General features: G+C 57.1%; 10 protein-coding genes. 3 read left to right on the top strand and 7 right to left on the bottom strand.

Annotated elements, in window-relative coordinates:
* Positions 1-3: 3 nt before the first annotated feature.
* The 7 genes from fliG to CLV83_RS09485 all read right to left on the bottom strand — a co-directional run bounded on the left by fliG (position 4) and on the right by CLV83_RS09485 (position 8,039).
* Positions 4-999 carry a flagellar motor switch protein FliG gene (gene fliG, locus CLV83_RS09515; protein ID WP_243642351.1) on the bottom strand — a complete coding sequence of 332 codons (996 nt, stop codon included), beginning with the start codon at positions 997-999 and terminating at the stop codon, positions 4-6.
* On the bottom strand, positions 992-2,668 hold the full coding sequence (gene fliF, locus CLV83_RS09510; protein ID WP_132291025.1) for a flagellar basal-body MS-ring/collar protein FliF: 1,677 nt from the start codon (positions 2,666-2,668) through the stop codon (positions 992-994). The genes fliG and fliF overlap by 8 nt, the downstream gene beginning before the upstream one ends.
* A gap of 28 nt (positions 2,669-2,696) precedes the next feature.
* Complete coding sequence (gene fliE / locus CLV83_RS09505; protein WP_132291022.1) at positions 2,697-3,053, bottom strand: flagellar hook-basal body complex protein FliE; 357 nt, start codon at positions 3,051-3,053, stop codon at positions 2,697-2,699.
* 260 nt (positions 3,054-3,313) lie between these two features.
* On the bottom strand, positions 3,314-3,943 hold the full coding sequence (locus CLV83_RS09500) for a 3'-5' exonuclease (protein ID WP_132291019.1): 630 nt from the start codon (positions 3,941-3,943) through the stop codon (positions 3,314-3,316).
* Between the two features lie 6 nt (positions 3,944-3,949).
* Positions 3,950-5,767, bottom strand: a complete 1,818-nt coding sequence (locus CLV83_RS09495; RefSeq protein WP_132291016.1) for a putative nucleotidyltransferase substrate binding domain-containing protein — start codon at positions 5,765-5,767, stop codon at positions 3,950-3,952.
* Positions 5,768-5,975: 208 nt separating this feature from the next.
* The gene (locus CLV83_RS09490) at positions 5,976-7,754 is read right to left on the bottom strand and encodes a sodium:solute symporter family protein (RefSeq protein ID WP_132291013.1); all 1,779 of its coding nucleotides are present in this window, start codon (positions 7,752-7,754) and stop codon (positions 5,976-5,978) included.
* Between the two features lie 24 nt (positions 7,755-7,778).
* A complete protein-coding gene (locus CLV83_RS09485; RefSeq protein WP_132291010.1) occupies positions 7,779-8,039 on the bottom strand; it encodes a DUF4212 domain-containing protein in 261 nt (86 codons plus the stop codon).
* Positions 8,040-8,354: 315 nt separating this feature from the next.
* Here CLV83_RS09485 and CLV83_RS09480 point away from each other — a divergent pair, with 315 nt between their 5' ends.
* The 3 genes from CLV83_RS09480 (at position 8,355) to CLV83_RS09470 (ending at position 14,892) form a co-directional block, all read left to right on the top strand.
* Positions 8,355-12,284: a hybrid sensor histidine kinase/response regulator gene (locus CLV83_RS09480; RefSeq protein ID WP_132292639.1), complete on the top strand. Its 3,930-nt coding sequence runs from the start codon at positions 8,355-8,357 to the stop codon at positions 12,282-12,284.
* Between the two features lie 258 nt (positions 12,285-12,542).
* The gene (locus CLV83_RS09475; RefSeq protein WP_132291007.1) at positions 12,543-13,145 is read left to right on the top strand and encodes a CDP-alcohol phosphatidyltransferase family protein; all 603 of its coding nucleotides are present in this window, start codon (positions 12,543-12,545) and stop codon (positions 13,143-13,145) included.
* On the top strand, positions 13,138-14,892 hold the full coding sequence (locus tag CLV83_RS09470; RefSeq protein ID WP_132291004.1) for a bifunctional alpha/beta hydrolase/class I SAM-dependent methyltransferase: 1,755 nt from the start codon (positions 13,138-13,140) through the stop codon (positions 14,890-14,892). Before CLV83_RS09475 ends, CLV83_RS09470 begins: the two co-directional genes overlap by 8 nt.
* Positions 14,893-14,973 lie beyond the last annotated feature (81 nt).

Raw genomic sequence — 14,973 nt, 5'->3', positions numbered from 1 at the left:
ACATCAGATCATATCTTCACCGCCACCGCCGAGTACAATCTCACCCTCGTCGGCCAGGCGGCGCGCCACGCTCAAAATCTCTTTCTGCGCTGTTTCCACCTCACTGACGCGAACCGGGCCCTTGGCCTCCAGATCATCACGCAGCAGCTCGGCGGCACGTTTGGACATGTTTTTGAAGATCTTTTCCTGCAGGGAGGTGTCGGCGCCTTTCAACGCCACGACCAGCACATCAGTGGAGATTTCACGCAGGATAACCTGAATACTGCGATCATCCACGTCGAGCAGGTTGTCAAACACGAACATCATATCCTGGATTTCAAGCGCAAGACCTTCGTCGGTTTCGCGGATGGACTCCATCAGCTCTGCTTCGATGCTCGAATCCAGGTAGTTCATGATATCGGCGGTCTGGCGTACACCACCCAAGGTAGTGGTCTGGCTGGTGCGAGTGCCGGTGAACTGACTCTCCAGCATATCGTTAAGCTCCTGCAGCGCCTGAGGTTGGATACGATCCAGCGCTGCGATGCGCATCACCAGTTCGATACGCACCTTCTCATCAAAGAAACTGAGCACGCTGGCCGCCTGATCAGGATCCAGGTAAGCCACGATCACCGCCTGTATCTGGGGGTGTTCGTAACGCAGAATTTCCGCCACCTGACGCGCATCCATCCAACGCAGGGTATCCAAACCGGAGGTGTTGGTGGTCATCAGAATACGGTCGATCAGCGTCTTGGCTTTTTCCTCACCCAGTGCCTGATTCAGCATCGCGCGGATATAGCGGTCGTTGTTGATACCGATACCGGTCTGATCACTGACCACACCGAGAAAATCAGACACCACGGTTTCCACGCGGGACTGAGGCACGTTATCGAGCTGAGTCATCGCCTCGCCGATTTTCTGGACCTCTTTCGGGCCCAGGTGCTTGAGAATCTCGGCCGCATCGGACTCGCCAAGGCTGATCAGCAGAATCGCCGCCTTTTCAATATCGGTCAGTTCACTCACGTTCAATTACCCACTGCCGAACCGCCTGAGCGACCTTTTCCGGATCTTCCGCCACCATGCTGCGTATGGCGTTGAGCTGATAGTCAAAGCTTTCGTTCGGTGTCGCCATCATGCTTTTATCGATACCGCCAAAGGTCACCTTGTCATCAGAGACGTCGGTACCATCCAGCCCCTCAAGCTCGGCGGAGACATCGCCGGCAGGCCCCAGGTGCAGCTCATCTTTTTGGTTGTCGCTACTAGCCAGGCTTTTCAGAATCGGACGCAGTACAAACAGCACCAGAATAAGCACAAACAGCGCCGCCATCAGCTGTTTGCCCAGATCCCAGAACCAGTCCTGCTGCCAGAACGAAAGCTCTACATCCTGAACCTGCTCTGGCGGCACAAAGGGTGAGTTAACCACGGTAACACTATCGCCCCGGGCCGCAGAGTAGCCAACCGCGTTTTCAACCAGCACCTTAAGGCGCTCCAGCTCGTTCTGCTGCCACTGAGACCGGGACTGGGAGCCATCGGCTGGATTGATGCTGACCAGATCATCAACCACTACCGCAACGCTGATCCGCTGAATGCGGCCCTGCTGATGCCGTGTATAACTGACCGAGCGGTCCAGCTCGTAATTTTTTACCGACTGTTCGCGACTGCTTCCTGCCACACCGTTAGCGCCGGCACCCGCACCGCCCTGAGCATTCACCTCCTCGGGCACACTGCTGGGTCCCGGTGGCTGGTTCGATAGCGCCCCGGGCACGCCACCCACCGCTTCACCGGCAGCACGGTTCTCCTCCAGTGTCTTTTCGCTACGCAGCGCAGGCAGGTCCGGATTGTACATTTCATCGGCCTGCTCAATCTGGGTAAAGTCGACGTCAGCAGAAACCTCGGCGCGGAAATTCCCAAGACCGACAACCGGCTGCAAAATGCTGTTAACCCGGTTCAGCAGCGTATCTTCGACACTGCGGGTGTACTCCAGCTGTTTCGCAGCCAGCACCACATCGGTATCGGCGTCACGCGTATTGAGCAGCCGGCCCTTCTGATCCACGACGGTGACATCTTTCACATCGAGTTCGGGGATACTGGACGCGACCAGATTGGCGATAGCGGCCACCTGGTCACGCTCCAGGCGACGACCGGAGAACATCTCAACAAAGACGGAAGCCCGCGGTTTGCGGGAGTCGCGGATAAAAACAGACTCTTTGGGGATCGCCAGGTGAACCCGGGCGTTGCGCACCGCCACCATACTGGCGATGGTTCTTGCCAGCTCACCTTCAAGGCCACGCCGATAGCGGGCCGTTTCCATAAACTGGCTGGTGCCTAAACCCTGATCCTGCTCCAGCAGTTCAAAGCCTACGGTTTTGTCGTTGGTAAAGCCCTGGGCGGCAAGGCGCAGGCGCGCCTGATGCACCTGATCCTGGGGTACCAGAATGGCACGCCCCGCGGTATCGAATTCATAGGGGATCTGAAGCTGATCGAGCTGCTCGATCACTTCGTTGGCGTCAGCAAAGGTCAGATTGGAAAACAGGACGCGATAATCCGGCGCCTGCGACCAGAGCACCACGGCGAAACCGATGGCAATACTGGCCGCAAGCCCGACCATCAGGCCGAGCTGACGCAGCATGCTCAGGCCATTAAAGCCCGAGACCCAGCTGTTTTTCCCGAACTGTCCCGCCGTATCTGCCATGCAGCCTCAAGAAACCGGAGTTCGACGATCAGATCGCCATATTCATTATATCTTCGTAAGCGCTAACCAGACGGTTGCGCACCTGGGTCATCGCCTGAAAAGAGACGGAGGCCTTCTGGGCCTGGATCATGACCTGCGGCAGATCCACACTGGGATCGCCCAGTTCATAGGCGGTTCTTAACCGGGAGGCTTCCGCCTGATGATTATTGACCTGATCGATCGCCATCTTAAGCAGATCGCCAAACTCGCTTTGCTCGGTCTTTTCGACCTGGTTTGGCTGCTGAATCGGGTTCGGCATATCGATCTGACGCACGCCCTGCTGAGCCTGAGCTCTTAACTCACGCATCTGCGCCAGAACGCCGTTGATATCAGCTCGATCGACCATACTCCCCCCTGCCCGAGCGGCATTATTTTGACATTATAGGCTCAACGCCCACTACATCAAGCTCAGCGACTCGCAAAAGCGACAAATAAACGTCACTTGAGTATGAAAAGCCTGACCAAAGGGAAATAAAGCAAAAACCGGACCAAGCGCCCGGTTTCTTTCTGCAGAAGGCACGAACCTCGCGCCGGTTAGGCTTGCTACAACTGCCAACCAATATCCCGGTGGTTGATCCGGCTGCTGTGGCTTCTAACGCGCAAGGCCTAATGCGTGTTGGTAGGCGCCTGGCCATGCTTGAGGCGAACATACATCAGCGCCACGGTAATGGCGTCGCCCAGCGCGGTATGACGCTGGATGATTGGTATATCCAGCTTGCTGGCGATGGTATCGAAGCGCAGGTCCACATCACCACCCACATGCTTCCACTTGATAATGTCATGATAAACATGGGAAAGCTCGATCGCCTTGTTCGGCAGTCCGAAACCATATTTGGGTCGCAGGAATTTGTCGATCATGCGGATATCGTAATTGACGTAGTAACCCAGAATCGGCCGGTTACCGATAAACGCCAGCAGCTTATCCAGCGCCTCGTCCAACTCGATGCCATCACTGAGATCACTGGCGCGGATTTTGTGAACCTTGATCGATTCACTGGTGAGGCTCGCCGGCGGCTTGAGACGGATATCCAGGCGGTCGCTGGTCTTAACCTTCTGACCCTTAATCCGCACAGCTCCAATGGAGAGAATTTCCGCCTTGGAGACATCCAGACTGGTTGTCTCACAGTCCAGTGAGACGATCTCATCACCGCTGTAGGACTCGAACAGTTCTGCCCAGGGGCCGTTTTTATGGGTCCGACGCTCCTGCAGGCGGCGGATAGTTCTTGGAATTATCATTAAAAATCAGCCTCCCAGATGGTAGCGGAGTGACAGGTGCTTCTTGAAGCCTTTGACGATCTGCAACGCATCACGCAGCAGATCACGCTCCATCTTGTTGAGCTTATCCAGCTCAATCAGGTTCGGAGTCGGGTCAAAGCCATCCTCGCTCTCTTCAACACGGCGAATCTGCTGGCGCAGACGCAGCTGTACAAACAGCGACAGCGCCTCGGAAATATCCTTGCCGTTGTCATCGCGGATCTGCCCCGCATCAGCCAGCGCCTGAATACGCTCATAGGTGTTAGTCGCCAGAATCCTGTGTTCCAGCGCCATGGTGCGAATACCATGCACGATGGGAAAGATACCGCCCTTCTTGATATCCAGCTCGCCACGCTCGCGGATATTGCCGAAGAAGGTTAACGGCGTATCAAACTCGATCGCAGCCTTGGCAAAATGCGAGAAGAACACATCGTTGTTACGCAGATGGCGCAGAAACCAGTTTCGCGCCACCTTGTACAGCGCCTGATTCCCGGCGACAGGCTTGGCATCCACGGCGATCGCCAGATTCATCTGAGCATCACCCTCGCAGCTCTCGGCCCAGTCATTCAGTTTCTGGGTCCAGTCACCCACGGAGTTCACCCACTGGGGGTTGGATACCATGATATTGCCCGGACAGGGTGGAAAGCCGAAGGAGATCAGCGTTTCGCTGAAGCGGTTCATCGTCGCCTGCATATCCTTCCACGAGAGGCCGTCACGGAAGATCAGCGCGTTATCCTGGTCGGTTTTCATGATCTGCTCACCGCGCCCTTCCGAGCCCATCACGATAAGGCAGACATGGGGCTGCATATCGCTGGGAATCGTCAGATCAAACAGCTTGGCGATAATTCGTCCGTTCATGGCCGCCAGCAGATCCATGGTGAAGCGGATCTTAACGCCGGTGGAGATCAGAGCCTTAATCAGGTCGTTGAGCCCTCGCGCGGCTTCGCGCAGCTCATCGAGGGAGTTGGCACGTTCGATACGTAAACCGATCACATGGGAGTGGCTGGAGAAATAGCTGAGCACATCGGTCAATTCGACGATACCGATCATCTCCTGACCGGACATCACCACCACGCGCTCGATCTGCTGCTGCGTCATGGTGATCAGCGCATTGAACAGGTAGTCCTCGGGATCGGCAGTCACCAAACGGTAGGAGGCGATCTCGGACACATCATCATCCAAAGACCGTTCTTTCAGCACCACTGCGTCGAGCAGGTCTGTACCCGTCACCATACCGTAACGACCACCCTTGCGCGCCAGCACACAGTCCGCCTTGTGCTCACGCATCAGACGGGTCGCCTCACGGATGCTGGTGCCCTCTTCCACCACCAGCGGCTCACGCACGGTGGCGTTACCGATCTTGGAAAGCATGAACTCCGCCATATCCTGATTGCGGCTGTGCTGAGCGACAATCTCACTCTTGGCACTGAAGTTCTGCTGAAAATAGTCGGCAAACAGGGCGTTGCTCTGGATCAGGTCGATCAGAACCTTGGTTGGCAGGATATGGCAGATAGTCTCCTCTTCAGCGGTGAAGTCGTGAATCGCCTCGCCTCGCAGCGATGACCAGCCACCGAAGTAATCCTCGTTCTGGTAGTGCACATAGATATGCTGATCCTCATCGGCGCCTTCACTTTCGCGAACCCGCCCCTTGAGGATGATATAGACCCCTTCCGGCGCTTCACCAGCGGTGATGATCTTCTCACCCTGCTGGTAATACTCCAGGTCCAGGCTTGCCTCTACCGTCGCCTGCTCTTCCGGCGTCAATAGACTGAACGGAATGTTATCCATCTTGAATGAATCGGACATCGGCCTCACACCTCTGCATCAAACCCGTCCGGTACAACCCGGCTCTTGTTGTTTTTATCTTGTTTCTGGAAGATCCGTCAGACCTTTCCAACCGTCACGCCTCTCAACGTGACATGCGTAACGCCTGGAAAAAACTGTCGTTAGTAAAAAGGGCACGCCAACTCTCGCCGGCGCGCCCTTTTTCTCTTTTCTATCTACTGATCAGCGATCAGTGGCTCTGTGCGGCGCCAGCGCCACGCGGGATACGGATATCCTCGACGATATGCTGGATCTCTTCCGGCGGCGGCGGAGTCACCCGGGAGATGACAGTTGCCACGATCAGGTTCAGGATCATACCGACGGTACCGAAGCCCTCCGGAGAGATACCCAGGAACCACTGGTCTGAAGAACCGCCCATGAACTTGAAGTAGATGATGTAAGCCATGGTGGAGACCAGACCAACCAGCATACCGGCAACCGCGCCCTGGGTGTTCATACGGGTACTGAAGATACCCAGGATGATTGCAGGGAACACCGAGGAGGCTGCCAGACCGAAGGCCAGTGCCACCACCTGAGCCACGAAGCCCGGCGGGTTGATACCGAAGTAGCCGGCAATCAGGATTGCCACAATGGCCGCAAGTCGTGCGTACATCAGCTCCTGCTTGTCGGTGATATTCGGATTGATGGTCTTCTTCATCAAGTCATGCGAGATCGAGGTCGAGATTACCAGCAGCAGACCCGCCGCGGTGGAGAGTGCCGCCGCAACCGCACCGGCTGCAACCAGGGCGATTACCCAATCCGGCAGCTGAGCGATTTCCGGGTTGGCCAGTACCATGATGTCGCGGTCAACGTAGACTTCGTTCACGCTGTCGGACGCATTGGTAGTGATACGCTGCATGCTTTCGTCACCGTTCACACGGCCTTCACCGAAGGCAGGCTTACCGTCAAACGCAGCGCCAGCTTCATACTTGACCTTGCCGTCGCCGTTCTTGTCAGCCCAGGCGATCAGGCCTGAATTTTCCCAGTTCTTGAACCAGGACGGCATTTCAGCGTACTCGGTACCTGCGTTATCCGGGCCATTGATGGTCTGGATCAGGTTTACGCGACCGAAACCTGCAACCGCCGGAACGGTGGTGTACAGAATAGCGATGAACAGCAGCGCCCAACCAGCGGAGATACGCGCATCCTTCACACGCGGCACGGTGAAGAAACGTACGATTACGTGCGGCAGGCCCGCAGTACCGCACATCAGCGCAGCGGTCAGGAAGAAGATATCGATAGTGGTTTTCTTACCGGCGGTGTACTCGGCAAAGCCCAGCTCGACGGAGAGTTCGTTCAGGGTAGTCAGTACCGACTTACCGCTTTCCAGAGTGGCGCCCAGACCGGTCTGCGGCAGGAAGTGACCGGTTACCTGCATGGACAGGAAGATCGCCGGAACCATGAACGCCAGGATCAGTACGCAGTACTGCGCCACCTGGGTGTAGGTGATACCTTTCATACCGCCAAGTACGGCGTAGAAGAAGACGATCGCCATCCCGATCACCACGCCCATTTCGATCTCAACATGGAGGTAACGGGAGAATACGATACCTACACCACGCATCTGCCCCGCCACATAGGTGAAGGAGATAACGATGGTACAGATAACGGCGATGGTACGTGCCGTATTGGAGTAGTAACGGTCACCGATAAAGTCAGGCACGGTGAACTTACCAAACTTACGCAGGTAGGGAGCCAGCAGCATCGCCAGCAACACGTAACCACCGGTCCAGCCCATCAGGTAAGCGGTACCGTCACGACCGATAAAGGAAACAATACCGGCAAGGGAGATAAACGATGCAGCTGACATCCAGTCAGCGGCAGTCGCCATACCGTTGGCAACCGGCGGTACACCGCCACCTGCAACGTAGAACTCTTTGGTGGAACCCGCACGCGCCCATATCGCAATACCGATATAGAGCGCAAACGACCCCCCGATAAACAGGTATGTGAGCAGATCAAGACTCATGGTCAGCGTCCTTCGTACTTATTGTTATTCGTGAACGTCATACTTCTCGTCGAGCTTGTTCATGCTGAACACGTATGCCCAGATGAGCCCGAGGAAGACGTAAATAGAACCTTGTTGAGCGAACCAGAATCCCAGCGGGAAGCCAAAGAACTGGATCTGATCGAGAGCGTCGACGAAGAGGATGCCGCATCCGTAGGACACGACGAACCATATCGCCAGGTAGGTCATGATGATTCGCAGGTTTTCTTTCCAGTACGCCTGCGCACTGCTGTTGTTGCTAGACATGGCACCATCCTATCTATTGTTTTTATTTCAGTTGGTGGAAGCAGACAGGCTGAATCTAACAAAGGAGTCGCAAGATAAAATCCCCGACTTTAGTCGGATTCATAGTGTCGACAATCCAATCCCTGGCGCCACAACGACCGCGCCAGTAGCATCCATCACAGATTAGTGGCCGCCCTGGTTAAAAAACAACCTAGACCAAGGTCTTACGATAAGTAGGGCTTTACGCTCAGGCTTGTGCCACGACAGTCCCCAGCCAGCCTTTACCGAGTTACACTGTGTACCGTATTCACGTTGAACAAACTGGACATTGTCGACATGTTATCGGGCTGGACCATCATACTGATCTCCCTCGCCTACCTTTGCCTGCTCTTCGGGCTGGCGTACTACGGGGATAAAAGCGACGCGGGCAAAAAGTGGGCGAGTAACCCGGTGGTCTACTCCCTGTCGCTGGCGGTTTACTGCTCATCCTGGACCTTTTACGGCGCGGTGGGGCGCGCAGCTTCCACTGGCTGGGAGTTCATGGCCACCTACCTGGGCCCGGTGCTGGTGTTCCTGCTGGCCTGGCGGATGATCGAGAAGATCATCCTGATCAGCAAGCAACAAAACATCACCTCGATCTCCGACTTTATCTCCTCCCGCTACGGCAAGAGCCAGAGCCTGGCGGTGCTGGTCACACTGATCGGGGTGCTCGGCACCATCCCTTATATCGCGCTGCAGCTGAAAGCGGTGGCGATCAGTTACAACGCCCTGGCACCTGGCGCCACCGAGGCCCTGAGCAAGGGCAGTGATACCGCTCTGTTCGTGGCGCTGGCGATGGCGGTATTCGGCATTCTGTTTGGTACCCGCCATATCGACGCCACCGAGCACCACGAAGGCCTGGTACTGGCGGTGGCGTTCGAATCGATCATAAAACTCACCGCGTTCCTCTCGGTAGGCCTGTTCGTCACCTTCGGGTTGTTCGGCGGTGTCGACACCATGCTGAACAACCTCCAGCACCAGTTACAGAACAACACCAATTTCACCGCGCCACTGGGCGACAGTTTTTTGACGGAGATTATTCTCGCCTGTGGCGCGGCTATCTGTCTGCCACGGCAGTTTCACGTCACCATCGTGGAGAACACCCGTAACCGCAACCTGCGCACCGCTCGCTGGCTGTTCCCGCTCTACCTGATTCTGCTATCCCTGTTCGTGCTGCCTATCGCCACCGGCGGCATTCTTTACTTTGGCCCCTCCAGCCAGGAAGCGGATATCTTCGTTCTGCTGCTGCCCCTGATCGGCGGACATGAATACCTGGCGACCTTCGCCTTTATCGGCGGCCTGTCCGCCGCCACCAGCATGGTTATCGTCGCCAGCATCACCCTCGCCACCATGGTGTGTAACGATATCGTGATGCCGGTGCTGCTGCGGATACCGCGCCTCAAACTCGCAGAAACCTCAGATCTGGGATCGCTGCTGCTGCGCGTACGCCGCATCACCATCGTCACCCTGCTGCTGCTCGGTTACTTCTACTACCGTATTCTTGGCGATCAGGGCTCACTGGCTTCCTTCGGCCTGCTGGCATTCGTCGCTGCAATTCAGTTCCTGCCTGCCATTGTCGGCGGCATCTACTGGAAACGCGGCAACCGTCGCGGCGCACTGACAGGACTCACCGCCGGCTTCCTGCTCTGGGTCTATACCCTGGTCGTACCGGCCATGCAGTCCGCCCACCTTATCCCGACACAGCTGCTACCGGGCTGGGATACGCCGGATTGGGCTGCGCCCACTTCGCTTTTCGGGCTGAGCTATTTCGATCCGCTGACCCACGGCGTGATCTGGAGCCTGAGCATTAACCTGCTGCTCTATATTGGTGTATCGATGCTCACCAGCCAGCGCCTGGTGGACAGAATCCAGGCCAGTGCCTTCACCAACGTACATACCAAGCACTTCGCCGAGCCTGGCCGCATGACCAGCCAGGTATCCGTTGGCGACCTGCAGATGCTCACAGAGCGTTTCCTCGGCATCAGCCGTACCCAACACGCCTTTACCACCTACGCCCTGCATCGCGGCGAAGACCCGGCACTGCCCGGCTCCAAGGCAACACCGGAGCTGATACAGCACACCGAACGCCTGCTTGCCGGTGCTATCGGCGCTTCATCCGCCCGTATCGTCATGGACTCCACCCTGCGCGGCAAGGATATGGAGATCGGCGACGTGGTGGCGATTGTCGATGAAGCGTCTCAGGCACTGAGGTTCAGTCGCTCCCTGCTGCAGTCCACCATCGAGAACATCAGCCTCGGCATCAGCGTGGTCGATCAGAATATGCGCGTGGTCGCCTGGAACCAGCGTTATATCGACATGTTCAACTACCCCGAGGGACTGGTCTGCGTGGGTCGCCCTATTGAGGAGATCTTCCGCTACAACGCCGTGCGCGGGGAATATGGCCTTAGCAACGGCACCCTGGATGATCAGGTGGCCGAGCGTCTAGCGGTGATCAGCTCCGGCGAGCCCCATGCATTTGAGCGCTACCGCCCTGACGGCACCGTACTCGAAGTCCGCGGCAACCCGATGCCCAACGGCGGCTACGTCAACACCTACATGGATATCACCGAACACAAGCGTACCGAAGAAGCTCTGCGTGAGAGTGAACAGAACATCCGCGTTTACACGGACAACGTGCCGGTCCTGATCGCCTACCTGGATCCGGACCGGAACTTCCTGTTCGTCAACAAGGCCTATGCCGACACCTTCGGCATCGACCGCCACACCATCGCCGGCACGCCATCACGCAACATTCTGCCGCCGGATGAACATGAGCACCGACACCACTACATTCGCAAGGTACTGAACGGCGAGCGCCAGCGCTTTGAAACTCGCATGCCGACCCGAGACGGCTCGGAGCGATACGCCGAGGTAACCTATATCCCGCATATCGGCGAATACGGAGACCTGCTCGGTTACTTCACCCTCTACCAGGACATTACCGAACGGCGTAAGGCGGAGATCGCGCTGCAGGAAACCAACGAGAACCTGGAGCAGCGTGTGCGCGAGCGAACCCACGCCCTGTCGGTGGTCAACAAGGAGCTGCGTAAGGAGAACACCATCCGCGCCCTGATGGAGGACGAGCTGCGCCAGGCCAAGTCCGATGCGGAAGCCGCCAACCTGGGTAAAACCCGCTTCCTCGCCTCGGCCAGCCACGACCTGCTGCAGCCGCTGAACGCGGCGCGTCTGTTCACCTCGGCCCTGGCACAGCAGTCACACGAGCCGGAAACCACTCAGCTGGTGGGCAATCTGGATAACGCCCTGCACGCTGCCGAAGAGCTGATCACCGCCATCCTCGATATCTCCAAACTCGACGCCGGTGCCCTGGAGCCGAACTTTAGCCACTTCGCGCTGGATTCGATGTTCCAGCATCTCTCCACCGAGTTTAATGCGGTGGCCAAGGAGAAGGGTCTTAGCTTCCATCACGTCAACTGCAAACAGGTGGTCTACTCCGACCAGGCGCTGCTGCGCCGCATTCTGCAGAACTTTCTCTCCAACGCCATCCGCTATACCGCCAAGGGCAAGGTGCTGCTGGGCGCACGCCACCAGGACAACAGCCTGCGGCTGGAGGTCTGGGATACCGGTGTCGGCATTCCCGAAAGCAAGCTCTCCGAGGTGTTCGAGGAGTTCCGCCGTATCGATAACCCGAAGCACAGCGAAGTGAAGGGCCTGGGCCTGGGCTTGGCCATCACCGAGCGTATCGCACGTATGCTGGGGCATAGCGTTAACGTGCGCTCCTGGCCCGGCCAGGGTACGGTATTCAGCGTCAGCGTGCCGCTGGGTGACGCCAGCAAGGCGCAGAAACCCAAACCGGAACAGCGCGGCTGGATCCGCAGCAAGGGCCTTAACGGCATCAAGGTGCTGGTAATCGATAACGAGCCGAAGATTATCGAGGGGATGTCAGCACTGCTGAAAGGCTGGTCCTGCGAGGTGCTGACCGCACTCTCCGGTGCGGAGGCAGTGGATAAAGTAAAAGCGGAAAACTGGGAACCGGACATCATGCTGGTGGATTACCACCTGGGTGAAACCGAGACCGGTATTATGGCCCTGAACGACCTGAGTCCCTGCTGGAGCAAGCCGATCCCCACCGTGGTGATCACCGCCGACCGCACCGACGAGGTGCGTGAAGAGATTCTTGCCTGGGGCGCACAGCTGCTGACCAAACCGGTGAAACCCGCCGCCCTGAGGGCGCTGATCAACAAGATGATCGCCACTGCCAGAGCCTGATATAAACGCTCGGCTGTTTTCATGCATAAAGCCCCACCCCACCCACCGGGCCGGGGCTTTTCATCCTTCATATACACAGGCGGCACTCACTGCGCTGGAACCAAGCCGGGGAACTACTGGAAACACCTCGTAGTCGACTTTTACTAAGGTGTATCAATTCAAGTCATCGCGCTCTTGCGTATAGTTCGCGGTGTACGAGATTCAAACCTCCCGGGCAGCCAACTGGACGGCGCCTGGCAAAAGGCTAAATGGACTTAGATGACCCTCTACGACTTAAAACCCGCTTTTCAGAACCTGCTGCGCCCGATCGTCAGCCGCTGCGCCGCCGCAGGCATCACCCCCAACCAGGTGACGGCCGCGGCTTGTATCGCATCGATCGCCTACGGATTAGTGCTCTTTTTTATCAACACCACCGCCCTCTGGTTGGGACTGCCGATCTTTCTGCTGCTGAGAATGATGCTGAACGCCATCGACGGCATGCTGGCCCGTGAGCACAACATGACCAGCCGCGCCGGCGTCGTCCTCAACGAGACCGGTGACCTGATCTCCGACGCGGCGCTCTATCTCGCCTTTATCGGTATCGCTGCGTTCAGCGACTTTTCAGTATATCTATTCGTACTGCTCGCCTGGCTCGGTGAGGTGGTCGCCATCCTCGGCTACAGCCTGTGCCAACAAAGAATCAATTCAGGCCCCCTGGGCAAAAGTGACCGCGCCTTGGCGATGTCCGCAATCGCCCTGCTGTTCGCCGTTGCGCCGGACCTGTTGGGCAGCATCGGCAGTTTCCTGTTTATCGCTCTGAATATCCTCGCAGCCCTCACCATCCTCAACCGCAGCCAGAAGGTGATTAAATTCCATGGATAAGGACAAACTTGCCGCCCCCCTTGAGGACAAGCTCGATCATTTTTATGCAGCAGACGGCACCAGGATCGTATTTCGCCACTGGCATCCTGAAACTTCCAACCAACGTATTCTGGTGCTGCTGCATCGCGGCCATGAACACTCCGCGCGCATGGCGGAAATGGCCGTTTTTTTCGTTCAGCAGGGTTACAGCGTTTATGCCTGGGACGCGCGTGGTAACGGCCTGTCTGAGGGTGAGCGCGATCATGCCGAGAGTTACGCCCAGTTGGCGCACGATCTCGATCTATTTATCCAGCGTATCGAAGAGGACAGCGGCATTAAGCGCGATCAATTCGTAGTGATCGCCAGCAGTGTGGGCGCCGTGATTGCCACGGCCTGGTTACATGACTACGCGCCGAAGATTCGCGGTATCATCCTCGCCACCCCGGCGTTCAAGATCCGCCTGTACATACCGTTTTCAGAACCCTTACTGGCACTGGCGCAGAAACTCAAACTCATGCCCCGGGTCAGCAGCTACGTAAAATCGCGTATGCTGACCCACGATCGCCAGCAACAGCAGATCTATAACGAAGACCCGCTGATCTCCACGTCGATCTCTACGCCCCTGCTGCTGGATACGCTTAAAACCGGCCGCCGACTGGTAGATGACGCCGGCGCCATCACCACCCCGCTGTTGCTGCTCTCTGCCGGCAAGGACTGGGTAGTGCACCGCTCACCCCAGCGCAGGTTCTACGAGCAACTGAGTTCAGAACACAAGGAGTGGCATTACAACTCCAGCGCCCACCACGCACTGTTTATCGAAGACGACCGCAACGCGACCTACCAGCGCTGCCTGACATTTGTCGAATCGGTATTTGAGCGTGAGCACCAGGTGCCCGACCTGTGCAACGCCGATCAACACGGTTACAGCCGCGACCGCTTCGATGCCTTGGCCCTGCCCTGCTACAACCCGAGCTATCCGCTATCACGCTGGGCTATAAAACAGTTTGGTGGTATCAGTCAGGGGATAAAAATCGGCCGGGAGCTGGGCTTCGATTCCGGCGCCTCACTGGAATATGTCTACAACAACACCGCCACAGGCAAGACTCCCATCGGCCGCTTGATCGACCGGATCTACCTGGATTCACCGGGTTGGCAGGGCATCCGGCAGCGCAAGGTGCTGCTGAAGCAGCAGATCAACCAGTGTATCGATTCACTCAAAGCAGGGCGGGAGAACGAGGACTCATCACCCATACGCATCGTCGATATCGCCGCCGGCAACGGCCAGTACCTGTTCGAGCTGGCCGCCCAACATGGGGATTTGGAACTGGAGCTTCGTGATCTGAAGGGCAATAACATCGACATCATGTCCGGCGTGATAGCCGAGCGCTGTCTTAGCGATCGTGCGCAGGCTGTCCAGGCCGATGCCTTTGCGGCCGAGAGTTACGCTGAAGAAAAACCTTACCAGATAGCCGTGTCATCCGGCGTATTTGAGCTGTTCAACACCAATGCCTTCATCACCCAGGCGATCAAAGGCATCCATCGTCAGCTTAGCGATCAGGGGTTCTACGTATACACCAACCAGCCCTGGCACTCGCAGCAGAAACTGATAGCAAAAACCCTGAACGATCATCAAGGCAAGCTTTGGTCCATGCGCTGCCGCACTCAGGCGGAAATGGATGCGCTGGTTGAAGCCGAGGGGTTTAAAAAGATAGGCATGCTGGTGGATAACACCGGTATGTTTACCGTATCGATCGCACGGAAAGACTAGCTCAGAACGAGGGTTTGTAGGAGGTACGTCCCCGTGCCGACTGGGTTGGCACGGGCGTAAATCAAAACCATCGAGGCCCTC

Origin of the sequence: Marinobacterium mangrovicola (genome assembly GCF_004339595.1) — a bacterium.
GTDB lineage: Bacteria > Pseudomonadota > Gammaproteobacteria > Pseudomonadales > Balneatricaceae > Marinobacterium_D > Marinobacterium_D mangrovicola.
The sequence above is the reverse complement of the archived record's forward strand: the minus strand, read 5'-3'. Positions and strand labels throughout refer to the sequence as shown.

Bases quoted from the DNA above. Each gene is read 5' to 3' on its own strand.
- CLV83_RS09485 (WP_132291010.1), bottom strand. From the start codon at position 8,039: ATGTCTAGCAACAACAGCAGTGCGCAGGCGTACTGGAAAGAAAACCTG.
- fliF (WP_132291025.1), bottom strand. From the start codon at position 2,668: ATGGCAGATACGGCGGGACAGTTCGGGAAAAACAGCTGGGTCTCGGGC.
- fliE (WP_132291022.1), bottom strand. From the start codon at position 3,053: ATGGTCGATCGAGCTGATATCAACGGCGTTCTGGCGCAGATGCGTGAG.
- CLV83_RS09470 (WP_132291004.1), top strand. From the start codon at position 13,138: ATGGATAAGGACAAACTTGCCGCCCCCCTTGAGGACAAGCTCGATCAT.
- CLV83_RS09500 (WP_132291019.1), bottom strand. From the start codon at position 3,943: ATGATAATTCCAAGAACTATCCGCCGCCTGCAGGAGCGTCGGACCCAT.
- CLV83_RS09495 (WP_132291016.1), bottom strand. From the start codon at position 5,767: ATGTCCGATTCATTCAAGATGGATAACATTCCGTTCAGTCTATTGACG.
- CLV83_RS09475 (WP_132291007.1), top strand. From the start codon at position 12,543: ATGACCCTCTACGACTTAAAACCCGCTTTTCAGAACCTGCTGCGCCCG.
- CLV83_RS09490 (WP_132291013.1), bottom strand. From the start codon at position 7,754: ATGAGTCTTGATCTGCTCACATACCTGTTTATCGGGGGGTCGTTTGCG.
- CLV83_RS09480 (WP_132292639.1), top strand. From the start codon at position 8,355: ATGTTATCGGGCTGGACCATCATACTGATCTCCCTCGCCTACCTTTGC.